This is a genomic window from Streptomyces sp. AC558_RSS880, from assembly GCF_019049255.1.
GTDB lineage: Bacteria > Actinomycetota > Actinomycetes > Streptomycetales > Streptomycetaceae > Streptomyces.
In genome coordinates, this window is sequence record NZ_JAGMUJ010000061.1 from 1 (window position 1) to 22,428 (window position 22,428).

Annotated in this window: 16 protein-coding genes; 8 read left to right on the top strand and 8 right to left on the bottom strand. The window is 71.3% G+C overall.

Annotated features, from left to right (window positions below; genetic code table 11):
- The 3 genes from KUM38_RS21350 to glgB all read left to right on the top strand — a co-directional run.
- Positions 1-327, top strand: a 327-nt coding sequence (locus tag KUM38_RS21350) for an alpha-glucosidase C-terminal domain-containing protein (protein WP_217131021.1), incomplete at its 5' end; no start/stop codon positions are given.
- A gap of 111 nt (positions 328-438) precedes the next feature.
- Positions 439-1,857, top strand: coding sequence for a maltokinase (locus KUM38_RS21355; protein ID WP_217131022.1), 1,419 nt, complete (start codon positions 439-441; stop codon positions 1,855-1,857).
- Positions 1,858-1,889: 32 nt separating this feature from the next.
- A complete protein-coding gene (gene glgB, locus KUM38_RS21360; RefSeq protein WP_217131023.1) occupies positions 1,890-4,451 on the top strand; it encodes a 1,4-alpha-glucan branching enzyme in 2,562 nt (853 codons plus the stop codon).
- A 10-nt stretch (positions 4,452-4,461) separates the two neighbouring features.
- Here glgB and KUM38_RS21365 read toward each other — a convergent pair whose 3' ends face one another.
- The 4 genes from KUM38_RS21365 to KUM38_RS21380 form a co-directional block, all read right to left on the bottom strand.
- Positions 4,462-6,693 carry an AAA family ATPase gene (locus tag KUM38_RS21365; protein WP_217131107.1) on the bottom strand — a complete coding sequence of 744 codons (2,232 nt, stop codon included), beginning with the start codon at positions 6,691-6,693 and terminating at the stop codon, positions 4,462-4,464.
- A gap of 168 nt (positions 6,694-6,861) precedes the next feature.
- Positions 6,862-7,176, bottom strand: coding sequence for a thioredoxin (gene trxA / locus KUM38_RS21370; RefSeq protein WP_217131108.1), 315 nt, complete (start codon positions 7,174-7,176; stop codon positions 6,862-6,864).
- Positions 7,177-7,184: 8 nt separating this feature from the next.
- Positions 7,185-7,610, bottom strand: coding sequence for a MerR family transcriptional regulator (locus tag KUM38_RS21375; RefSeq protein ID WP_217131024.1), 426 nt, complete (start codon positions 7,608-7,610; stop codon positions 7,185-7,187).
- A gap of 234 nt (positions 7,611-7,844) precedes the next feature.
- The gene (locus KUM38_RS21380) at positions 7,845-9,242 is read right to left on the bottom strand and encodes a cation:dicarboxylate symporter family transporter (protein ID WP_217131025.1); all 1,398 of its coding nucleotides are present in this window, start codon (positions 9,240-9,242) and stop codon (positions 7,845-7,847) included.
- A 157-nt stretch (positions 9,243-9,399) separates the two neighbouring features.
- Between KUM38_RS21380 and KUM38_RS21385 the strand changes: the two genes are divergently transcribed.
- Together KUM38_RS21385 and KUM38_RS21390 are read left to right on the top strand one after the other, a co-directional pair.
- The gene (locus KUM38_RS21385; protein WP_217131026.1) at positions 9,400-11,043 is read left to right on the top strand and encodes a sensor histidine kinase; all 1,644 of its coding nucleotides are present in this window, start codon (positions 9,400-9,402) and stop codon (positions 11,041-11,043) included.
- Positions 11,040-11,735, top strand: coding sequence for a response regulator (locus KUM38_RS21390; protein ID WP_217131027.1), 696 nt, complete (start codon positions 11,040-11,042; stop codon positions 11,733-11,735). The genes KUM38_RS21385 and KUM38_RS21390 overlap by 4 nt, the downstream gene beginning before the upstream one ends.
- Here KUM38_RS21390 and KUM38_RS21395 read toward each other — a convergent pair.
- Positions 11,732-14,113 carry a tetratricopeptide repeat protein gene (locus KUM38_RS21395; RefSeq protein ID WP_217131028.1) on the bottom strand — a complete coding sequence of 794 codons (2,382 nt, stop codon included), beginning with the start codon at positions 14,111-14,113 and terminating at the stop codon, positions 11,732-11,734. The genes KUM38_RS21390 and KUM38_RS21395 overlap by 4 nt on opposite strands.
- 65 nt (positions 14,114-14,178) lie before the next feature.
- On the bottom strand, positions 14,179-14,718 hold the full coding sequence (locus tag KUM38_RS21400) for a hypothetical protein (protein WP_217131029.1): 540 nt from the start codon (positions 14,716-14,718) through the stop codon (positions 14,179-14,181).
- 27 nt (positions 14,719-14,745) lie between these two features.
- On the opposite strand from KUM38_RS21400, the gene KUM38_RS21405 reads away from it, so the two are divergent.
- Complete coding sequence (locus KUM38_RS21405) at positions 14,746-15,618, top strand: 5'-methylthioadenosine/S-adenosylhomocysteine nucleosidase (protein ID WP_217131030.1); 873 nt, start codon at positions 14,746-14,748, stop codon at positions 15,616-15,618.
- Positions 15,619-15,760: 142 nt separating this feature from the next.
- Positions 15,761-17,707 carry a tetratricopeptide repeat protein gene (locus KUM38_RS21410; RefSeq protein ID WP_254397551.1) on the top strand — a complete coding sequence of 649 codons (1,947 nt, stop codon included), beginning with the start codon at positions 15,761-15,763 and terminating at the stop codon, positions 17,705-17,707.
- 237 nt (positions 17,708-17,944) lie between these two features.
- Here KUM38_RS21410 and KUM38_RS21415 read toward each other — a convergent pair whose 3' ends face one another.
- A complete protein-coding gene (locus KUM38_RS21415; protein ID WP_217131031.1) occupies positions 17,945-18,217 on the bottom strand; it encodes a hypothetical protein in 273 nt (90 codons plus the stop codon).
- A 768-nt stretch (positions 18,218-18,985) separates the two neighbouring features.
- Here KUM38_RS21415 and KUM38_RS21420 point away from each other — a divergent pair.
- Positions 18,986-19,723 carry a helix-turn-helix domain-containing protein gene (locus KUM38_RS21420; RefSeq protein WP_217131032.1) on the top strand — a complete coding sequence of 246 codons (738 nt, stop codon included), beginning with the start codon at positions 18,986-18,988 and terminating at the stop codon, positions 19,721-19,723.
- Between the two features lie 144 nt (positions 19,724-19,867).
- Here KUM38_RS21420 and KUM38_RS21425 read toward each other — a convergent pair whose 3' ends face one another.
- Positions 19,868-22,165 (bottom strand): peptidoglycan recognition protein, encoded by a 2,298-nt coding sequence (locus KUM38_RS21425; protein ID WP_217131033.1) that lies wholly within the window; start codon positions 22,163-22,165, stop codon positions 19,868-19,870.
- Positions 22,166-22,428: the final 263 nt, after the last annotated feature.

Here is a 22,428-nt window from a genome sequence, read left to right on the forward strand (position 1 = left end):
TCCTCGCTGCTGCACTGGACCCGCCGGATGATCGAGATCCGCAAGCAGAACCCGGCGTTCGGCCTCGGCTCCTACACCGAACTGCCCTCCTCCAACCCGGCCGTCCTCGCCTTCCTCCGCGAGTACGAGGACGACCTGGTGCTCTGCGTGAACAACTTCTCACGCTTCGCACAGCCCACCGAGCTCGATCTCAGCGCCTTCGGGGGACGGCACCCGGTCGAACTGTTCGGCGGGGTGCGCTTCCCGGCCGTCGGCGACCTGCCGTACCTGCTGACCCTCGGGGGGCACGGCTTCTACTGGTTCCGGCTCCGCAAGGACGCCGCGTAGAACCCGGGGCGGGGCGGTTTCCCCCGCTCCGCCCGGGGCACGCATGAGTAACACCCCGCCCACCGGCGGCGCCCTCGTGGCGCGCCGAAAGAGGGGAGAGGACGCGACGCCATGTCGGAAGCCGTCACACGCACCGTCACGACCCCGCCCGGCCTCCTTGCGTCACTGGATCCACTGTTGAGGGAGTGGCTGCCGCGGCAGCGCTGGTTCGCGGGCAAGGGCCGCCCGGTCACCGGGTTCTCCCTGGTCGCGGCCACCGAGATGCTGCCGCCCACCGCCAAGCTGGGCCTGTACCACCTGCTCGTGCGCGCGCACCAGCCGCTCCAGCCGGGTCACGGCGGCCCCGAGCAGCCCGGCGACTGCTACCAGCTGTTCATAGGCGTGCGCGAGGCGCTGCCGCCCCGGCTCGCGCCCGCGCTGATCGGTCATGTGACGCGGGGCCCGCTGGCCGGACGGACGGTCTACGAGGCCCTGCACGACACCCGGCCCGCCGAACTGCTCCTGGAGGCCCTGCGCACCCGGGCCCGGATCGGCGGGCTTCGCTTCGAGCGGGACCCGCGGCAGGAGATCCGGTCCGGTCTGGTGCCGCGCCTGGTGACCGCCGAGCAGTCGAACTCGTCGGTCGTCTACGGAGATACGTTCATCCTGAAGCTGTTGCGCCGGATCGTGCCCGGGATCAATCCCGACCTGGAGCTGCCGCTGGCGCTGGCCCGCGAGGGCTGCCCCCGGGTGCCCCCGCCGACGGCCTGGCTGGTCGCGGAGCCCGACGAGTCGCCCGGTCCGCCGCCCCCCGCCGAGCCGTACGTCCTGGGGGTGCTCCAGCCGTTCGTGCAGGGCGCGACGGACGGCTGGGAGCTGGCGCTGCGGGAGCTGGCCAAGGGGGAGGACTTCGTCGCCGAGGCGCGGGACCTCGGACGGGCCACCGCCGAGGTGCACACCGCGCTGGCCCGCGCGCTGCCCACGGTCACGCTGGGGCACGCCCAGCTCCGCTCCATGGCCGCCGGCATGACCGAGCGGCTCGAGGCGGCCGTGCACGCGGTGCCCACGCTGCGGCCGTACGCGGACGGGCTGCGCTCGGCGTTCACGGCGCTGGACGATCTGGCCGCCGAGGGCCGCGTCTGGACCGCGCAGCGGGTGCACGGCGATCTGCACCTGGGGCAGTGTCTGCGCTCCCCGGCCGGGGAGTGGTCGCTGATCGACTTCGAGGGTGAACCGGCGCGTCCGCTGGCCGAACGCCGGATGCCGCAGCCGGCGGTGCGGGACGTGGCCGGCATGCTGCGGTCCTTCGACTACGCGGCGCGTTCGGTGGACCCGCCGCAGCCAAACTGGGCCGTGCGGTGCCGGGCGGCGTACTGCTCCGGCTACGCGGAGGCGGCCGGCCGGGATCCGCGCACCGAGCCGGTGCTGCTGCGCGCGTACGAGACCGACAAGGCGGTCTACGAAGTGGTCTACGAGGCCCGGCACCGTCCCGAGTGGCTGCCCGTACCGCTGGCCGCCGTGCACCGGCTCGCCTCGACCGACCTGATCTGACCCATCCGACCCGCGTCCAGGAGGCTTCGCCCGTGACCCCCCGCCCCGAGTCCAGCGGTTCGCATCCGGAGCAGTCGGCCGAGCGGCAGCCCGCGGCCGCCGAGCCGGTGAAGAAGGCCGTCGCGAAGAAGGCCGTAGCGAAGAAGACCGCCGCGGCGGCGAAGGCCGTGGCCAAGAAGGTGACGGCGACGAAGGCGACCGCGGCGCCGAGGAAGGCCACCGCCAAGAAGACCCCGGTGAAGAAGACGGCGGTGAAGAGCACGGCGGCCAAGAAGTCGGTGGCGCCGCAGACGGCGGTGAAGAAGGCCGCGGCGAAGAAGACCCCGGCCGAGAAGGCGGGGGCGAGGAAGGCGGCCGTGGAGGAGACCGCCGCCGCGCAGACCGTCCCGCCCGAGATGGAGATCGCCGTCTCCCCCGCCGTGGACGCCGCCGACCGGGAGCGGCTGCTGAGCGGGACGCACCACGCCCCGCACTCCGTGCTCGGCGCGCACCCGGTGCCCGGCGGGGTCGTCTTCCGGGCGTTCCGGCCGTACGCCCTCGCGGTGACCGTGGTCTCCGGGGGCCTCACCGTCGAGCTGCACGACGACGGCGACGGCTTCTTCTCGGGACTGCTGCCACTGGGCGGGGTCCCGGCGTACCGGCTGCTCGTCACGTACGAGGGGACGGTGCAGGAGACGGAGGACGCGTACCGTTTCCTGCCCACGCTCGGTGAGCTCGACCTGCATCTGATCGGCGAGGGCCGGCACGAGGAGCTGTGGACGGTCCTGGGCGCGCACCCGATGACCCACCAGGGCGTCACCGGCACCCGGTTCTCGGTGTGGGCGCCGAACGCGCGCGGGGTGCGGGTGGCCGGCACCTTCAACTTCTGGGACGGCACCGGCTTCCCCATGCGGTCGCTGGGCTCGACGGGGGTGTGGGAGCTGTTCGTGCCGGGGATCGGCGAGGGCGAGCTGTACAAGTTCGAGATCACCCGCCCCGACGGTTCGAAGACCCTGCGCGCCGACCCGCTGGCCCGCCGTACGGAGGTGCCGCCGGCCACGTCGTCGATCGTCACGTCCTCGGCGTACGAGTGGGGTGATGCGGCGTGGCTGGAGCGGCGCGCGGAGGTGCCCGCGCACCGGGCGCCGTTCTCCGTGTACGAGGTGCACCTGCCGTCCTGGCGACCGGGGCTGACCTACCGCCAGCTGGCCGAGCAGCTCCCGGCCTACGTCAAGGACCTCGGCTTCACGCACGTGGAGCTGATGCCGGTCGCCGAGCACCCCTTCGGCGGCTCCTGGGGCTACCAGGTCACCGGGTTCTACGCGCCCACCGCCCGCCTCGGCACCCCGGACGACTTCCGGTACCTGGTCGACGCCCTGCACCGGGCCGGGATCGGGGTGATCATGGACTGGGTGCCGGCGCACTTCCCGCGCGACGAGTGGGCGCTGGCGGAGTTCGACGGCCGGCCGCTGTACGAGCACGAGGATCCGCTGCGGGCCGCGCACCCGGACTGGGGCACCCTGGAGTTCGACTTCGGGCGGCGCGAGGTGCGCAACTTCCTGGTGGCGAACGCCCTGTACTGGTGCGAGGAGTTCCACATCGACGGGCTGCGGGTGGACGCCGTCGCCTCGATGCTCTACCTGGACTACTCGCGCGAGCCGGGCCAGTGGACGCCGAACGAGCACGGCGGCCGGGAGAACCTGGACGCGGTGGCGTTCCTGCAGGAGATGAACGCGACCGTGTACCGCAGGGTGCCGGGGGTCGTGACGATCGCGGAGGAGTCCACGGCCTGGGACGGCGTCACCCGGGCCACCCACCACAAGGGCCCCAGCGGCTTCGGCGGGCTCGGGTTCGGGCTGAAGTGGAACATGGGCTGGATGCACGACTCGCTCCAGTACATGAGCCACGAGCCGGTGCACCGCCGGTACCACCACGGCGAGATGACGTTCTCGATGGTGTACGCGTACAGCGAGAACTACGTGCTGCCGATCTCCCACGACGAGGTGGTGCACGGCAAGCGGTCCCTGGTGTCGAAGATGCCCGGCGACTGGTGGCAGCAGCGCGCCAACCTGCGGGCCTACCTGGGCTTCATGTGGGCCCACCCGGGCAAGCAACTCCTCTTCATGGGGCAGGAGTTCGCGCAGGGAGCGGAGTGGTCGGAGGCGCACGGCCCGGACTGGTGGCTGCTGGATCCGCACTACGGCGCCGAGGCCGACCACCGCGGGGTGCGCGATCTGGTGCGCGACCTCAACACCGTGTACGGGCACACCCCGGCGCTGTGGCGGGGCGACACCGAGCCGTCCGGTTTCCGGTGGGTGACCGGGGACGCCGCCGAGGACAACGTGTTCGCCTTCCTGCGGTACGACTCCGACGGCTCCCCGCTGCTCGCGGTCTCCCACTTCGCGCCGGTGGTCCGGCAGGACTACCGGATCGGGGTGCCCGACGACGTGCCCGCCTGGCACGAGGTGGTGAACACCGACGCCGGCCGCTACGGCGGCGGTGACGTCACCCGCCCCGACCCGGTCAAGCCGGAGCCGCAGGGACGGCACGGGTTCCCGGCGAGCATCCGCCTGACCCTGCCGCCCCTGGCGACGGTGTGGCTGCGCCCGGCCTGAGCCGTTCCGCTCAGTTCATGGCGTCGGCCAGCGGCTCCGGCAGCGGCTCGGTGTGCAGGACGCCGAGCCGCTGGGTGGCGCGGGTGAGTGCCACGTACAGGTCGCTGGTGCCGTAGCGGCCCGGTTCGACCACGAGGACCGAGTCGAACTCCAGGCCCTTGGCCTGGCGCGGGTCGAGCAGCACGACGGTGTGCGCCAGATCGGGTTCGGCGCCCGCCGTCACCCCGTCGAGGCGGGCGGCCAGGGCGCGGTGCAGTTCGCGCGGGGCGATGACGGCGAGGCGGCCCTCGTCGGGGGTGAGTTCCGCGACGGCCTTGGCGACGGCGCCGGGCAGGTCGTCGGTGGCGCGGGCCCAGGGGCGTACGCCCGTGGAGCGGACGGAGCCGGGCGGCTCGAAGCCGGGGTGCTCCGCGCGGACCACGGCCGCGGCGACGTCCATGATCTCGGCGGGGGTGCGGTAGTTGACGCCGAGCCGGGTGTGCTCCCAGCGGTCCTCGACGTAGGGGGTGAGGATGTCCGCCCAGGAGCCGACCCCGCCGGCCTCGGAGGTCTGTGCCGGGTCGCCGACCAGGGTCATCGAGCGGGTCGGGCTGCGCCGCATCAGCAGCCGCCACGCCATCGGGGAGAGCTCCTGCGCCTCGTCGACGATGATGTGCCCGAACGCCCAGGTGCGGTCGGCGGCGGCGCGCTCGGCGGCGCTGCGGTGATCGTCCTCCTCGTGCCGTTCGGCGAAGCGCTCGGCGTCGATGATGTCGTGCGCGGACAGCACCTCGGAGGAGTCCGGGTCGTCGTCCTCCTTGTCCTCGAACTCGTACGTCCGGGAGGCGTACGAGACGTCCAGGACGCCCTGGGCGAAGGCGATCTGGGTCTGCCGTTCGCGTTCGGCGCGCTCGCGTTCGAGCCGGTCGTCCTCGCCGAGGAGTTCGGCGGCCTCGTCGAGCAGGGGCACGTCGGAGACGGTCCAGTGCCGGGTCACCGGGCGGCGGACCGCGGCGGCGTCCTCGTCGGGGAGGTAGCCCTCGGGTGCGGCGAGGAAGTCGGCGACCAGGCGCTGCGGGGTGACCCTCGGCCAGAGCCGGTCGATGGCGGACCAGACCTCGGGGTTGTCGGCGAGTTCGTCGCGGATCTGGGTGATGTCGCTGGGGTCGAGCAGGTTGGAGCCGTCGTAGGGGTCGGTGCCGATGCGTTCGGCGAGCATGTCGGTGAGCGCGTTGAGGATGTGGCCCTCGAAGTGCTCACGGGCCACGTTGTGCGGCAGTTTCGCGGCGCGGGTGCGTTCGCGGGCGACGTTCACCAGGCCGTCGTCGAGCATGAGGATCTCGCGGTCGTGCTCGATCGCGATCACCGGGTCGGGCAGCGCCTGCCGGTCGCGTACGACGTCGGCGAGGACGTCGGCCATCTCGGCGCGGCCCTTGACGGCGGCGGCCTCGGGGGTGTCCGTGCGGGTGGTCTTCACGCCGGGGTACAGCTCGCCGACGGTCGCGAGGAGTACGCCGGTCTCGCCGAGGCTGGGCAGTACCTCGCCGATGTAGCCGAGGAACGCCGGGTTGGGGCCGACGATCAGGACGGCGCGGCGGGCCAGCAGTTCGCGGTGCTCGTAGAGGAGGTAGGCGGCGCGGTGCAGGGCGACGGCGGTCTTGCCGGTGCCGGGGCCGCCCTCGACGACCATCACCCCGCGGTGCGGGGCGCGGATGATGCGGTCCTGGTCGGCCTGGATGGTGCGCACGATGTCGCCCATGCGGCCGGTGCGCGCGGAGTTCAGCGCGGCGAGCAGTACGGCGTCGCCGGTGGGGTCCTCGTGGCCGGTGCGGGTCTCGTCGCCGAGGTCGAGGACCTCGTCGTGCAGGGCGGTGACCCGGCGGCCCTCGGTGGAGATGTGCCGGCGACGCCTGAGCCCCATCGTGGTGTGGCCGGTGGCCAGGTAGAACGGGCGGGCGACGTCGGCCCGCCAGTCGATGAGGACGGGCGTGCGCTCGGCGTCGTCGGCGCGCAGGCCGATGCGGCCGATGTGGTGGGTGTCGCCGGAGGCGAGGTCGATGCGGCCGAAGCAGAGGGAACCGTCCACGGCGTTCAGCGCGGCGAGCAGCCCGGAGCGCTCGGCGACCAGGATGTCCCGCTCCAGCCTGGCCTGCCGGGGGGTGTGGCCCTGGGCGAGCGCCTCCGTGACGGACACCTCGGCGTCGCCGCGCAGGACGTCCACGCGTGCGTACAGCCCGTCGATGAATTGCTGTTCCTGCCGCAATTCCTCGTCCGGAAATTCGGTGTTTGACAATTCCGCTCCCGCCCGGATATACTGTGCTCGTTGAACTTCACTGCGACTCCTCCAAAACGAAGTCGCGAATCAATGAATATACGCAAAGAAAACCCCCGGGCGCAATTGCCCGGGGGTTTTCTCGTGCCGAGTACCAGGTCAGAGCACGTCCGCCAGCTCCTCGAGGAGCCGCCGCTTGGGCCTGGCCCCCACCATCGACCGCAGCGGCTCCCCGTCGCGGAACACCATGAAGGTCGGCATCGACAGCACCTTGTAGGCGTTGGTCGTGTCCGGATTGGCGTCCACGTTCAGCTGGACGACCTTCAGCCGGCCCTCCTCCTCGGCCGCCAGCGCGCTCAGCACCGGCGCCATCTGCCGGCACGGCGGACACCAGTCGGCCGTGAACTCCACCAGCACCGGCAGCTCCGACCCGATCACCTCTTCTTCGAAGTCCGCGTCCGTGACGTCCGGCACTCCGCTCATCACAGTTCCCCTCCCAGTTCGCACACCGGCTCCGGACCGCCCGGAACCGCAGCGTCGGCGGCCAGCCCGTCCCGCGCCGACTCCGCCCGCGCCAACTGCTCGCCGACCTTCGCCCGCACCGCGCGCAGCTCACCGATCAGGGCGTCGAGCTCGTCCAGCTTGCGCCGGTAGACCTGGAGCGAGGCGGGGCACGCGTCGCCCTCGGGGTGCCCGGCCCGCAGGCACTCCACGAAGGGCCGGGTCTCCTCCAGGTCGAACCCGAAGTCCTGGAGCGTGCGGATCTGCCGCAGCAGCTTCAGATCGCTCTCGTCGTAGGTCCGGTATCCGTTGCCGGTGCGCCGCGCGGACAGCAGTCCGCGTGACTCGTAGTACCGCAGCGTCCGCGTGGTGGTCCCGGCGCGTGCGGCCAGCTCGCCGATTCGCATGCAGACGAACGTAAGCCTTGACGTCGGCGTCAAGGCAAGGGCGTACGGGACGGAGGGAACGGAGGGAACGGAAGAAGCCGAGCGGCCGGACCCACGGGGGGTGGGGTCCGGCCGCTCGGCGGCGGTGGAGGCCCGGAGACGGGTGCCGGGCCTCCGGCGACCGGGCGGCTGAGCAACGGGGGAGTGTCCCAGCCGCCCGGGGTCTGCGGGGTGCGGAGTCGGTGGCGTGGGCCGTCAGGCCTTGGCCAGCTCCTTCTCGCCGCCCTTCTCGGGCAGCTCGGCGCGGGGCTCGTCGGCGTCGCCACCGGTGCCGTGGTCGTCCAGCAGCGTCTTCTCGTCGAAGGGGGCACGGCCGGCCAGGACCTCGGCCACCCGCTCCTTGTCGATCTCCTTCGTCCAGGTACCGACCAGCACCGTGGCGACCGCGTTGCCCGCGAAGTTGGTCAGGGCGCGGGCCTCGCTCATGAAGCGGTCGATGCCGACGATCAGGCCGATGCCGTCCACCAGGGCGGGCTTGTGCGACTGCAGACCACCGGCCAGCGTCGCCAGGCCGGCACCGGTGACACCGGCGGCACCCTTCGAGGCGACCAGCAGGAACAGCAGCAGCGGGATCTGCTCGCCGAGCGACATCGGCGTACCCATGGCGTCGGCGATGAACAGCGAGGCCATGGTCATGTAGATCATGGTGCCGTCGAGGTTGAAGGAGTAGCCGGTCGGGACGGTGATGCCGACGACCGGCTTGCTGACGCCCAGGTGCTCCATCTTCGCGATCAGGCGCGGCAGCGCCGACTCGGAGGAGGAGGTGGACAGGATCAGCAGGAACTCACGGCCCAGGTACTTGAACAGGGTCCAGATGTTCAGGCCGGCGACGATCCGCAGCATCGCGCCGAGCACCAGGAAGACGAACAGCACACAGGTGATGTAGAAGCCGAGCATCAGCACCGCGAGGCTCTTCAGGGCGTCCAGGCCGGCGGAACCGGTGACCGCGGCCATGGCACCGAAGGCGCCGATCGGGGCGGCCCACATGATCATGGCGAGGACGCGGAAGACCAGGCGCTGGATGTGCTCGATGCCGCGCAGCACCGGCTGGCCGGCGTTGCCCATGGCCTGCAGCGCGAAGCCGCAGAGCAGGGCCACCAGCAGGGTCTGCAGGACCTCGCCGGAGGTGAAGGCGGACACGATGGTGGTCGGGATGACGCCGAGCAGGAACTCGGTGGTGTCCTTCGCCTCCGCGTCGACCTGGGCGTGACCGGTCTCCTTGACCGTGTCGGTGATCGCGAGGCCGGTGCCCGGGTCCAGGATGTTGCCGACGACCAGGCCGATGGCGAGCGCGACGACCGACATCACCATGAAGTAGCCGAGCGCGATACCGCCGACGGCGCCGACCTTGGCGGCCTTCCGCACGGAGCCGATGCCCAGCACGATGGTGCAGAAGATGATCGGCGAGATCATCATCTTGATCAGGTTCACGAACCCGGTGCCGATCGGCTTCAGCTCGACCGCGAAGTCGGGGGCGATCAGACCGACGGCGATACCGAGGGCGACCGCGATGATCACCGCGATGTAGAGATAGTGCGTGCGGTCCCGCTTGGCCTTGGGTTCGGCAGGTGCCGTAGCGGATGTGCTGGTCACGGCGGCCCTCCTTGACGACGTCGTCGGCATCACCGGCGTGCGGCTCACGTCCGGGGGATGGGTTTTCGGGGAATGCCGTGACTATGCCGTGCCCTGTGAGCGCGGTCACCCTTCCGTTCATTTAGTTCACCGTGGAACCGGGAGGCAGACTGGCGGCATGCGCATCCCCCTCCCCCGGCCCCGCAGCCTCGCGGGCCAGCTCTTCGCCATGCAGGCCGTGCTCATCGCGGTCGTCGTGGCCGGGTACGCGCTGTTCACGTACGTCAGTGACCGCAGCCAGGCCGAGCAGGCGGCGGGACGCCAGGCCACCGCGGTGGCCCGTTCGGTCGCCGACTCGCCCTCCGTGCGGGAGGCGATCCGCACCTCCGACCCGTCGTCGCGACTCCAGCCGTACGCGCTGGCGGTGGTGCGGGGCACAGACGTCGACTTCGTCACGATCATGGATCCGCGGGGCATCCGCTGGACCCACCCCGATCCCGACCAGATCGGCCTGGTCTTCCAGGGCCACACCGGCCCGGCGCTGGAGGGCCGCACCTTCACCGAGACCTACACCGGCACCCTCGGCCCGTCGGTCCGGGCGGTCACCCCGGTCCGGGACGGCGACCGGATCACCGGCCTGGTCAGCGCCGGCATAAGGGTCGAGGAGATCAGCCAGCGCGCCCGGGGGCAGCTGACGGCCCTGCTCGCGGTCGCGGCCGGCGCCCTCGGCCTCGGCGCGATCGGCACGTACGTCATCAACGCCCGGCTGCGCCGCCACACCCACGGCATGAACGCGACCGAGCTCAGCCACATGCACGACTACCATCAGGCCGCGCTGCACGCCGTGCGCGAGGGGCTGCTGATGCTGGACTGGCAGTACAGGGTGGCGCTGATCAACGACGGCGGCCGGGAGCTGCTGGGTGTGGACCAGGAGGAGGACGTGGTGGGCAGACCGGTGGCGGAGCTGGGCCTCCCGGCACCGCTGACGGGCGCGCTGCTCGCCTCGGAGCCCCGGGTGGACGAGGTGCACCTGACGGCGGACCGGGTGCTGGTGGTGAACACCTCCCCGGTCACCGGCGGCCAGCGGCGCGGCTCGGTGGTGACCCTGCGGGACGTCACCGAGCTCCAGTCGCTGATGGGCGAGCTGGACTCCGAGCGGGGCTTCACCCAGGCGTTGCGGTCGCAGGCGCACGAGGCGGCGAACCGGCTGCACACCGTCGTCTCGCTGATCGAGCTGGGTCGCGCGGAGGAGGCGGTGGACTTCGCCACCGCCGAGCTGGAACTGGCGCAGGCGCTCACCGACCAGGTGGTGGCGGCGGTGAGCGAGCCGGTCCTCGCGGCGCTGCTCCTCGGCAAGACCGCCCAGGCCAACGAGCGGGGCGTGGAGCTGGTGGTGTCGGACGACAGCCGCCTGGACGACGGCCTGCTCCCGGACACCCTGCCCGCCCGGGACCTGGTCACCATCCTCGGCAACCTGATCGACAACGCCGTGGACGCGGCGCAGGGCGGGCTGCACCCGCGGGTGACGGTGACGGCACTGACGGAAACGGAAGAGGACGGCTCGGAGCTGATCCTGCGGGTCTCCGACACCGGCCCCGGCGTGGCCCCGGACCACGCGGAGGCGGTCTTCCAGCGGGGCTTCACGACCAAGCCGTCCGGTCCGGGCGGGCGGGGGCTGGGCCTGGCACTCGTACGGCAGGCGGCGGGCCGGCACGGCGGGACGCTGTCGGTGACGTCCTCGGACGAGGGCGGCGCGGTGTTCGAGGCGCGGCTGCCGCTGAGGGACGCCGCTGGCGCAAAAGGTTTGAAGGGCGCCGTATGAGCGGGGAACCCATCAGAGTGCTGGTGGTCGAGGACGACCCGGTGGCCGCCGACGCCCACGTGATGTACGTCGGCCGGGTGCCCGGCTTCGTCGCCGTCGGCAAGGCGCACACCGGCGCGGAGGCACGGCGGGCCCTGGACCGCACGCCCGTCGACCTGCTCCTCCTCGACCTGCACCTGCCCGACGTGCACGGACTCCAGCTGGCCCGCTCACTGCGGGCGGCAGGGCATCACGCCGACGTGATCGCGGTGACGTCGGCGCGGGATCTGGCGGTCGTGCGGGAGGGGGTGTCGCTCGGGGTCGTGCAGTACGTACTGAAGCCGTTCACGTTCGCGACCCTGCGGGACCGGCTGGTGCGCTACGCCGAGTTCCGCGCGTCCGTGGGCGAGGCCAGCGGCCAGGACGAGGTGGACAGGGCGCTGGCGGCACTGCGGGCACCGGGGCCGGCCGCGCTGCCGAAGGGGCTGAGCGGGCCGACGCTGGAGCGGGTGACGGGGACGCTGCGGGAGGCGGAGGACGGGCTGACGGCGGCGGGGGTCGCCGAGGCCGTGGGGATCTCCCGGATCACGGCCCGGCGGTATCTGGAGCACCTGGTGGAGGCGGGGAGGGCCGGGCGGGCGCCGGTTTATGGGCAGGTGGGGCGACCGGAGCTGGTGTATCGGTGGGCTCGGGGGGTGGAGAAGGGGCGTTAGGGGGTGGGGGTGTCCAGTTCGGCGGCGTAGGCGCGGGCCTGGGTAGCTTCGGTGGGGGCGTCGGCGCGGGTGAAGGCGTCGACTGCTTGGAGGTGGGCGGTGCGGGCCTCGAAAGGGCGGTGGGCGTCTTTGTAAGCGAGAGCCAGTCCCAGGAGGATCCGCCCCTTGTTGTACCAGTCATCGAACTCCCGGAGCATCTCCAAACCCTTGCCGTACGCCTCGATCGCCTCCTCCGCCCGGCCCGCCGTCTGCAGGACGAAGCCGAGGTTGTTCCATGCAGAGGCCTGGCGGTAGCGATCTCCGATGGCCTGGAACAGATCACGGGCCCGGGTATGGGCGTCAATCGCCTCCCCCACCCGGCCCGCCGCATGCAAGGCGATACCGAGGTTGTTCCATGCAGAGGCCTGGCGGTAGCGATCTCCGACGGCCTGGAACAGATCACGGGCCCGGGTATGGGCGTCAATCGCCTCCCCCACCCGGCCCGCCGCATGCAAGGCGAGACCAAAATTGTTCCAGGCCGTGGCCTCGCGGTAGCGATCTCCGACGGCCTGGAACAGATCACGGGCCCGGGTATGGGCGTCAATCGCCTCCCCCACCCGGCCCGCCGCATGCAAGGCGAGACCGAGGTTGTTCCGCGCAACGGCCTCATTCAGCCTGTCACCGGCAAGCTGCGTGGCCTCCCGCGCCACCTCCGCGACAGCGATCCAGTCATCGAAATACCGCCGCCAGGTCAGGTACTCCCCCAGACACAGAGCCAGCCCCACCGCCGCTCCCGCGAACCGCTCCTCCCGCCCCCACCCCACCGCAGCAACCAGACCCGCCCGCTCCGCGTCCAGCCACGCCAACGCCTGTCCCCGGTCCCCGAACCGCTCCGGCTCCTCCATCCCCGGCAACCACCGCAACCGGCCGTCAGCCGCTTCCGCCCACCGCACGTAGAGCTCCAGCACCCGTTCCCGCGCCGCTTCCCCCTCCTCCCGCAACCCCGTGTCCCCCGCCACCACACCCGCCCCGAACACCCGCACCAAGTCATGCAACCGCCACCATCCGCGCTCACTCCCCCTCTCCACGAGGTGCGCACGGGCCAGGGCCTTCAGGGCCCGCACAGGAAGCTCCTCGGCACCGGCCAGCGCGGCGACGACCTCGTCGCTCACCTCGGGCCCCGGCGCGAGGGCGAGCAGGCGCAGCAGCCGCGCGGACTCGGGCGGCAGTCGGCGGTAGGAGAGCTCGAAGGCTGCGCGGACGCTGCGCTCGCCGTCGTCGAGGTGGTCGAGGCGGTCGCGGGACTCGGCCAGTTCCGCCACGAGTTCATTCACCGGCTTGCCCGGGTCCTCCGCCAGCAGGGCGGCCGCGATCTGCAGGGCCAGCGGGAGATGCCCGCAGAGGCCGGCGAGTCGCTCGGCCGTGTCGGGGTCGTCGGCCACCCGGCTGTCGTACGGGTCGGCGATCCGCAGGGCAAGATCGAGGAGTTCGTACGCCTCCCTCGGGCCGAGCTGGTCCAGGGGAACGAGCCGCGCGCCCAACTGGGGCAGCCGGTCGCGTGACGTGACCAGGACATGGTGCCGGGAATCGCCCGGCAGGAGGGGCCGTACCTGATCCGGTGAGGAGGCGTTGTCGGCCAGGACCAGCACCGCACCACGCTGGTCAGCCCGAGCGGCCAGCGTCGAGCGGTAGAGCGCCGCCCGCTCGTCCGTCGTGGTGGGGATGTGTTCGGGCAGGGTGCCGAGGGCACGCAGCAGGGCTTGGAGGGCACGGTCGGCGGTGACGGGTTCCCGGTCGTAGCCGTGCAGGTCGATGAAGAGAACACCGCCGGGGAACCAGCCCCGTTCACGGGCCAGATGCGCGGTCTCGACGGCGAGCGCGGTCTTGCCGATGCCGCCGAGACCGGACACGGCGGCGACGAGGGTCGCCGCCGACTGTGTCCCGGCCGGGTCCAGCTCGCGCAGTAGATCCTCCGTCTCGCGCTCCCGGCCCGTGAACCCGCCGGGTCTCGGCGGCAGGCCGGCCATCGCCTCCGGGACGGCGGCCCCGCCCTGCTGGATCACGACCTGCACGCCGACCACCTCGCGCAGGAAGACCCCGCCCCGGAAGTCGGAGTGGTCACCGTCGTACCAGGACGTCCCGCTTCCCGGCGCGGACCGCTCCATGGCCCGCGCGACGGCACCGGCGACGCCGTGCGGATCGACGGCGAGCAGGCCGGCCACCGCCTCGCCCCACTCCCGTACGGCCTCCCGCCGTGCCGGATCCTGTGCCGCCTCGGCGATCTCCCGGGCGGATGCGCCGGCGTCGAGCCCCACCGCCCGCGCCAGCCTCTCCACCGCCCGGCGTCCGCCGTCCCCACCCGCGCCCTCGGCCAGGGCCGCCAGTAGTGCCGCTTCCATACGCCGTACTCGCCCCCGTCAACAACTCATGACCGTACGCCAAAGGTAGTGAGCGAAACGGGCGTTCACGCCGCCCTCGCGTACCACACGATCTGCGAGCCGAGCCCTGCCACGGCGAGCGCCTCCAGCACCGACAGCGTGATCATCAGCCCGCCACCGTCGCCGTTCGCCCAGAACACGACCAGGGCGGCCAGCGGTACCGCACAGAACGCCGTCAGGTCGATCACGGTCTGGATCGCCTTGCGGGACCGGCGCCGGGTGTCGCTCCGGTGGTACGCCTCCCACCCGAACGTCGTGAAACCACTCCCGTGCGCCGCGAGGGCGGCCAGCCGGGGGCCCAGATCGTCCCGGACGTAGAGACCGATCGCCGAGATCTTCTCGTCGTTGACGAGGTAGGTCCATCCGAGGACGAGGCACACCGGCGGCAGCGCCAGGAGCATCGAGGGCTGCTTCGCCTGGGCCGCGGCGGCGATGACGGCGGCCACGACGGCCAGCGTCACGTAGAGGAGGTTGTCCCGGAACCCGATCCTCGCCTTCTGCTCGTCCTTCACGCTCTGGTACTCGGCGAGCAGCAACTGCCCGACGGTGAGGTCCTGTTCCGACACTCGATCCCCTTCTCCCAGCTATAACTTATGACTATGCAGGAGACCCGGCCCACCGTTCTGGTCCTGACCGCACTTCCGCTCGAATACGCCGCCGTCCGCGCGCACGTCGAGGAGCGGGAGGAGCTGGTGCACCGCGACGGGACCCGAGTCGAGAGGGGTCAACTGCCCGGCACTTCCTGGCACGTCGCCCTCGCCGAGCTGGGCATGGGCGCCGAGCGGGCCGCCGCTCTCACCACCCAGCTCGTCAACTGGCTGCGCCCCGAGGCCGTGTTCTTCGTCGGTGTCGCCGGCAGCCTGAAGGACGACGTCGGGATCGGGGACGTCGTCGTGGGCACGCAGGTGTACGAGATCCACGGCGGCAAGCAGACGCCGGAGGGCTTCCTGGTTCGGCCGAAGGCCCTGCCGAGCTCGCTCGCGCTCGAACAGGCGGCCCGTTCCGCCGTGCGGGACATGCCCGACGTACAGGCGCACTTCCTGCCGATCGCCACGGGCGACGTCGTCCTGGCGGACGCCGAGTCCGAGATCGCCCGGTTCCTCCGCAGGAGCTACAACGACGCGGGCGCGATCGAGATGGAGGGCTTCGGAGCACTCCAGGCGGCCCATCTGAGCGGCCAGTTGAACGCCCTGGTGATCCGGGGCATCAGCGACCGGGCCGACGCCGAGAAGCACAAGGCCGACGCCTCGGGTTCGCAGAAGCGCGCCGCCGAGCAGGCTGCGGCGGTGACGGTGGCGGTGCTGCACAAGCACCGGCCCCGCGAGGGATCCTCCGTTCCCTCCGGCTCCGAGGAGGGTCCCCATCGGCACGGGGACGGCGGAGCGACGTACGGCGGAGACCACATCGACTTCCGGGGCGGCACCTTCCACGGCCCCGTCACCGGCAAGAGCGACGGGCGACGGTAGGGACAACAGGGGCACCACCCACGGCCCTGTGCCGCGAGCGACCGCCACCCTCCCACCCCGTCCGCTGGGCTTTACCGGCCGGTCGAAGGATCTGGAACGCCTGCTCCCGCACCTCTCCCCCGACGAGGACGACACGGCCGCGCTGCCGCTCCTCATCTTCGCCGTCACAGGTATGGGTGGCGTCGGCAAGACCGCACTGGCGGTGGAGGCGGCGCACCGGGCTCGTGCGCAGGGCTGGTTCCCGGGCGGGACACTCTTCGTGGACCTGCGCGGGTACGACGACGACCCGGTCACGGCTGATCAGGCGGTCCTGGCCCTGCTCGACGCGCTCGGCGTACGGGACGGGGACCTGCCGCCGACGGCGGACCGCCAGTACGACGCGTACCGCGCGCTCCTCGCCGAACGACGGGACCGGATGCTGCTGATCCTGGACAACGCCTCGGACCCGTCCCAGTACCTGCCGCTCCTGCCCGGCACGGACCACCACCGGGTGCTCATCACCTCCCGGGACCGCCCCGACGCCCTTCCGGTACGCCTGATCGACCTGGAAACGCTCGCCCCGGACGACTCCGTCGCCCTCGTGACCCGCGCTCTGCACGACACCGACGAAGGCGACGACCGCCCGGCACGTGAACCCGAGGCACTGCGCAAACTGGCCGGTCTGTGCGGACACCTGCCCCTGGCCCTCCAGATCGCGGCGGGCATGCTGCGTCGACGCCGCTATCGGGACATCGCTTCTCTGGTGGCCGAGATCCAGAAGGCCGAGGACGCGACCACCGTCCTCGACCACGGCAGCCCCGGAACCGATCTTTATGGACGCTCACTCGCCCTGCGGCCTGTTCTGGAGACCTCCTATCGTCGACTGCCTCCCGACCAGGCCCGGCTGCTGCGCCTGCTCTGCCTCGCGCCAAGCGCGGAGACCAGCACAGAGGCGATCGCCGCTCTTGTCGACCTTGGCACCGAATCCGTGCTGTCGCTGCTGGAGGACTTGGCCGCCAGATACCTCGTCACGCCGGTTCGTGGCGGCAACGGGACGGCTTCCGCCTTGCGGTGGCGGTTGCATGACTTGGTGCGGATGTTCGGGGTGGGCGTGGTGGCGGGGGATGCGGAGCTGCGGGAGGAGGGGGAGGCGGCGCGGGAGCGGGTGCTGGGGTTCTACGTGCGGTGGGCGGATGCGGCTGATGACCGGTTGCGGTGGCTGCCGGGGAGGGAGGAGCCGGAGCGGTTCGGAGACCGGGGGCAGGCGTTGGCATGGCTGGACGGGGAGCGGGCAGGTCTGGTGGCGGCGGTGGGGTGGGGGCGGGAGGAGCGGTTCGCGGGCACGGCGATGCGGCTGGCCGGGCGTCTGGGGGAGTACCTGTATTGGCGGCGGTATTTCGACGACTGGATCGCCGTCGCGGGGACCGCGCAGAAGACCGCCTACCGGTCGGAAAAGCGGCTGAGCGAGGCCATTGCGTGGACCAACCTCGGCATTGCCCTGCGGGAGGCAGACCGGGAAGAGGAGTCGATCAGCGCCCTCACCCGCGCCCGCGACCTGTTCCAGGCTGTCGGAGACCGCCGCCGAGAGGCCACCGCGTGGGACAACCTTGGCATCGCCCTACGGGAGGCGGGCCGGACCGAGAAGGCGGTCGACGCCCACACCCAGGCCCGCGACCTGTTCCAAGCCACTGGAGAGGACAGCGACGGCGAGGCTACGGCGTGGAACAACCTCGGCAATGCCCTGCAGGAGGCGGGCCGGATAGAGGAGGCCATCGAGGCCCACACCCAGGCCCGCGACCTGCTCCAAGCCGTGGAAAGCCGCCACCGCGAGGGCAAGGCGTGGCACGGCCTCGGCATCGCTCTGCGGAAGGCAGGCCGGGTGAAGGAGGCCATCGAGGCGTACGGCAAGTCCCTCAACATCTACCGTGAGTTCGAAGACTGGTACGGCGAGGGGCAGATCCTCCACAACCTAGCCTTCGCCCATAAGGCCGCCCACCGCCCCGTCGAGGCCCGCACCGCCTACCTCCAGTCTGCTGACGCCTTCACCCGCGCCAACGCCCCCACCGAAGCCGCACAAGCCCGCACCCGCGCCGCCGAACTCGACACCTGACCCACGTACCTCCGAGCCCCGCCCCGTCCCTGCATGCCTCCGGATGTACTCAGCCGCACTGAAGAGCGCGTCACACACCGCATACAGGGAAGCGGCCCCCGACCGCGGAAAAGGTTCCCGCAGCCGGGGGCGTTACCCGTCCCGTCGGGGGAAGCGGGACGGGGGTCACACGTTGCTGCCCTTGTGCCTCACAGCACCCGGGAAACGGCAGCCATCCGGTTTGGCACAGGGGCGAGCTCAGGAACCTTGGGCGTCAAGCTCCCGGTAGGGGTTGCCCTCCGCCGGAGTCACACGCCAATAGGTCTCGACCACGGCCTTGTACTGCCGATGGGCCGGATTCAGGCCCGTGTGTTTCAGCGCCCAGACCTCCACAGGTTCAGGAGAGTCGTCCGACGCCGGCGCCTCTGCCCCGCACGCCATACACAGGGCGGAATAGATGGCCTCCGGGGCACCCTCGCCGGTTTTCGGGCCCAGCGCCCATTCAGCCGCTTTGATGATCGAACGCGTCACAGTTCCCCCCGGCTCCGCCTGTTCACTTCCGCCACCCGGGCGCGCAGCCTCGCATCCGTCCTCGCCCGGCAACGCGGGCAGGCACAGGGCGGGAACCTGTCGAAGAGTTCCGGTACATCGGCAGGCTTGACGGTCCGCAACGGCCGTACCTGGGTACGTACGCCTGTCCGGAGATTGATCCGGTAGACCTCAATCGTCATCGTCACCGGGCATCCCCCCAGGGGTGCGCCCAGGGCCCCGCCCACGCCTGAGCGTCCGCGCGGTTGTTCCCGGCCGAGACGCCCAGGTGTGCCACGTAAGGCCGGACAAGCACACCCGTCGGCTCCCAGGCTTCCTCCGCCTCCCAGTCACGGATCGACTGCGTCCGCGCCTGCGGTGGCGTCGGGCGCCCTTTCAGGTGGAGCCGGCGCACGGTGACCAGTCGGGCACCCAACACGCATGGTGACAGGGGGAATTGCACCCGCCGGGGTGCCACAGGAGTCACTGCTCGCCGGCTGTGCCTGCCGGAGGTACGCGGTCCGAACAGGACCGCCCTCAGCCAGTCGAGCAGTTGCGTGATAAGCATGGGTTGTCGACGCTCCTCGTAAGCGTTGGCCACGCCCCGGGGCCGTTCGCGCGGTCGCCGGGGTCCTTGCGTCTCGCCATGCTGACGTGCCCTCAAGGAGCTTTCGGCACAGTTCTGGCGACATCTGAGACGTTTCAGCGGTAGCGTGGAAAAACGCCCAAACGTCCTCGGGGGAAGTCTTGAACAGCGCACTGAGATCGGCTATGCAGTCGGCCAATCTGTCGCCCAGGCAGTTGGCGGTGCGGGTAGGCGTTTCCGGCAAGACGGTGGAACGGTGGGTGGCGGACGCCGAACTGATCCCGCACGCCAGGAACCGGGAAGACGCCTGCAAGGCGTTGGGAGTTGACGAAGAGATGTTGTGGCCGAAAGCAGTAAAGGACCGAATCAAGACCGGTGGGGACCGCGAGATCATCCATTCCTACCCCTACCGGTCCTCCTGTCCATCGACGGTCTGGGCCGAACTCGTCGAGAAGTCGATGACGGACATCCTCTTCGCGGGGTACACGAACTACTTTCTCTGGATCGACCAGCCCGCGTTCGTGTCGACCCTGCGCCGGAAGCTCGACAGCGGGTGCCGTGTGCGTTTTCTGCTGGGCGACCCGGACGGTGAGACAACGCGCCACCGCGAGCAGATCGAAGACGTGGCTCTCACCGTTTCCACGCGCATCCGGATCACGCTTGAACACCTGGGCAAACTCGGTGCGCACGAGGGCCTTGAAGCACGTTTCTCCGCAGCGAGCGACGCGACCAGTCACGTCTCGCTGTCGGTCTTCCGCTTCGACGGCGAGGCGCTTGTCACGCCCCATCTGGCCCGACTGGTCGGGCACGACTCGCCTCTGCTGCACCTGCGAAAGCTCGGCGGTACCGGAATGTTCGCCCGGTTCACCGAGCATGCCGAAGAGTTGTGGTCGAGAGGAATCCCGATGGATTCTCAAGGCTAGGGTGCAGAAGGGCGCCGGTACCGTTCCGCGGATGCGCATCACGGTCCCGCGCGTCCGCCACGCCGCCCCCGAACGGCCCGGGGCCCGGCCGCACACACGCGGTCGGGCCCCGGGCCGTCGTGTTCCGCCGAAGGCGGACGGCCGTTACTTGAGGTAGACGATGCCGTCGGTGGTGACGGCCGGACGGCCGCTCGTGCCGGCGACGACGATCTTGATCGTGTGCTTGGCGCTGCCGCTCCAGGTCTTGGTCCAGATCGCGTCGCGGTACTTGGTGGTGGACGACTTCAGGTCCACGGTGGCGGTCTTGGTGCCGTCCACGTAGACGTGGGCCTGGCCGGAGGTGGCGGCGCGGGAGACGGTCCAGGCGACGGACCGGCCGGTGAAGGTCCAGCTCAGCGAGGCGTTCTTGGAGGAGCTGGTGTACGACTTGCCGCCGAGGTAGCTGGAGAAAAACTTGGTCGTCCACGTGCCGGACTTGGTGGCGGAGCTCTCCTGGAGGATGACCGGGGTGCCGGAGACCGAGGCGGTGGCGGTGTTGCCGGCCCGGTCGTAGGCCTTCATCGACCAGGTGGTGGCAGAGCCGGACTTGGCGGTGTGGTGGGCGCTGGTGACCGCGGGCCCGTAGGTCTTGGCGGTCGGGGCGGTGAGCCGGACCTCCTTCAGCGCGACGCCGTCGGCGGCCTTCCACTTCAGCGTCAGCGGAACGGCGGCGGTGTTGACGGTGCCGGTACGCAGGGCCAGGTTCGGCTTGGTGGTGAAGGTGGGGGCGGTGGTCTCGGCGACGACGGTCGCGGCCGCCGTGGTGGTCGTCCTGCCCGACTGGTGGACGGCGCGGACGGCCACCTGGTGGGTGCCGGCGGTCAGGGTGGCCTTGGCGGAGGTGGCGGTGCCGGCGGTGGTGGCCACGGTCTTGCCGTCCACCAGGAGTTCGTACTTCGAGACGAGCGCGGCCGGGGTGGTGGCCGACCAGTTCACCGTGATGCCGGCCTTGGTGTAGGTGGTCGAGCCGGAGGTGCTGTTGCCGGTGACGGACTTCAGGGTGAGGCCGGAGACCGGTCCGCCCGCCCAGGTGCGGACGGTGGCGAGCTTGTTGTAGAAGGCGTCACCGGGGCACTGGGTGTTGTAGCCGTCGCGGTGGCCGTGGATCGCGGGCAGGGTCAACCGGTCGCCCTTGGCCCAGGTCTTCCCGGAGTAGCTGCGGCCGCTGTCGCCCGCGGTGAGGGTGGCGGTGCCGGTGGGGGCGACGCCGTACTGGCCGAGCTTCCACGCGGCGATCCGGGCGACGGAGGTCATGGCGGCCGTGGAGGGCGCGGTGGAGGTGTAGGTGCCCAGCACGGATATGCCGGTGGTCTCGGCGTTGAAGCCGTAGGCGTGGGCGCCCATCACCGGCCGGTCGACTCCGCCCTTGCGGCCCTCGTAGACCGTGCCGCACTTGTCGACCAGGAAGTTGTAGCCCACGTCTTTCCAGCCCAGCTGCTTCACGTGGTACGCGTAGATGCCGCGTACCACGGCCGGGGCCTGGGCGCAGGTGTAGTCGTTGGACTCGGCGGTGTGGTGCACCACGACCGCCTTGATCTTCTCGCCGGGCAGGTAGCCCGGCTCCTCCGGGCTGATCGACTCGTCCGCGCCCCAGTCGGCGCGGGAGGTGATCGGCGGGCGCGGCGCGGTGGACGGCGGCGCGGGCGGGACGCTCACCGAAGGGCTGGGCGAGGCGGTGGGCGAGGAGGTGTCCGGGGCGGACGGCGAGACGGGAGCCGACGGCTCGGGCGTCGAGGGCTCGGGCGTCGAGGGTTCGGAGGGGGACGGCTCGGGCGGCGTCTCGGAGGCGGGAGCCTCCGGGACGGTGGCGTCCGGCTGCGGCTCGGTGCCGGTGCCCGGCTCGGTGGCCGAAGGGGTGGGATCCCCGCTCTCCTCACTCCCCTCGACCACGTACGCCGCCGGCTCCAGCGCGGTGACCTCACCGCTGCCGGGGTCGACCATGTCCAGTCGCAGGCCCTTCGGCAGCCTGGTCGAATCCTTTCCGCCGACCCGCACCTCGACGCCGTCGGACGGGCCCACCCACGCCGGTTCGGTACCGCCGCGCTCGGCGCCGCTCTCCCCCTGGCCGCTGTCGCCATCCAGCGTCAGCCACCGCGACCAGTCCTGCGTACCGGCGGCCCGGGTGCGGACCTCGACCGTGCCGCCGACGCGGGCGGACGGGTCGGACCAGGTCACGCCGAGCATGCTGAACGGCCCGGTGTCCCGCTTGCCCAGGGAGGCGGAGGCGCCGTCCCCGGAGACCCGCAGCGCGGTGGTCTCCGCCTTGCTCGTGACGGGCCCCGGCGCACCGCCGGCGCGGGAACCGCCGCTCTCCTGCCCCGTCATGGCCTGCAGGACGAGTGCCCCGGACAGACCGGCCGCGACGACCGCGGACGCCTTCCAGAAATGCCGTGGTGTGCGCATGTCAGTTCGCGAGGTCCTTCTGCGTAAGGGGAGAAGCGGAGCGGGAAACCCGCCGCCCGGACGGGCGTCGCGTCAGGAGACTCGCACGAAGGGGTGAAGGTTGCACGACAACATTGACACGCCGGAGCGAGAAGATCGAAAACCGATCACGCACAGTAAGAGAACCGGCCCCCAGCGTGACGAAGATCACTGCGCCCCTCCGGCAGAACTAATTCCACTTGCGGGCTTCTGTCGCGATTACCTCGCCTTTCTCCTCCCTATAG

What these genes read in the sequence shown, in the direction of transcription:
- KUM38_RS21355 (WP_217131022.1), top strand. Translation starts at nt 439, where the DNA reads ATGTCGGAAGCCGTCACACGCACCGTCACGACCCCGCCCGGCCTCCTT.
- KUM38_RS21375 (WP_217131024.1), bottom strand. Translation starts at nt 7,610, where the DNA reads ATGCGAATCGGCGAGCTGGCCGCACGCGCCGGGACCACCACGCGGACG.
- KUM38_RS21385 (WP_217131026.1), top strand. Translation starts at nt 9,400, where the DNA reads ATGCGCATCCCCCTCCCCCGGCCCCGCAGCCTCGCGGGCCAGCTCTTC.
- KUM38_RS21390 (WP_217131027.1), top strand. Translation starts at nt 11,040, where the DNA reads ATGAGCGGGGAACCCATCAGAGTGCTGGTGGTCGAGGACGACCCGGTG.
- KUM38_RS21395 (WP_217131028.1), bottom strand. Translation starts at nt 14,113, where the DNA reads ATGGAAGCGGCACTACTGGCGGCCCTGGCCGAGGGCGCGGGTGGGGAC.
- KUM38_RS21405 (WP_217131030.1), top strand. Translation starts at nt 14,746, where the DNA reads ATGACTATGCAGGAGACCCGGCCCACCGTTCTGGTCCTGACCGCACTT.
- KUM38_RS21420 (WP_217131032.1), top strand. Translation starts at nt 18,986, where the DNA reads ATGCAGTCGGCCAATCTGTCGCCCAGGCAGTTGGCGGTGCGGGTAGGC.
- KUM38_RS21425 (WP_217131033.1), bottom strand. Translation starts at nt 22,165, where the DNA reads ATGCGCACACCACGGCATTTCTGGAAGGCGTCCGCGGTCGTCGCGGCC.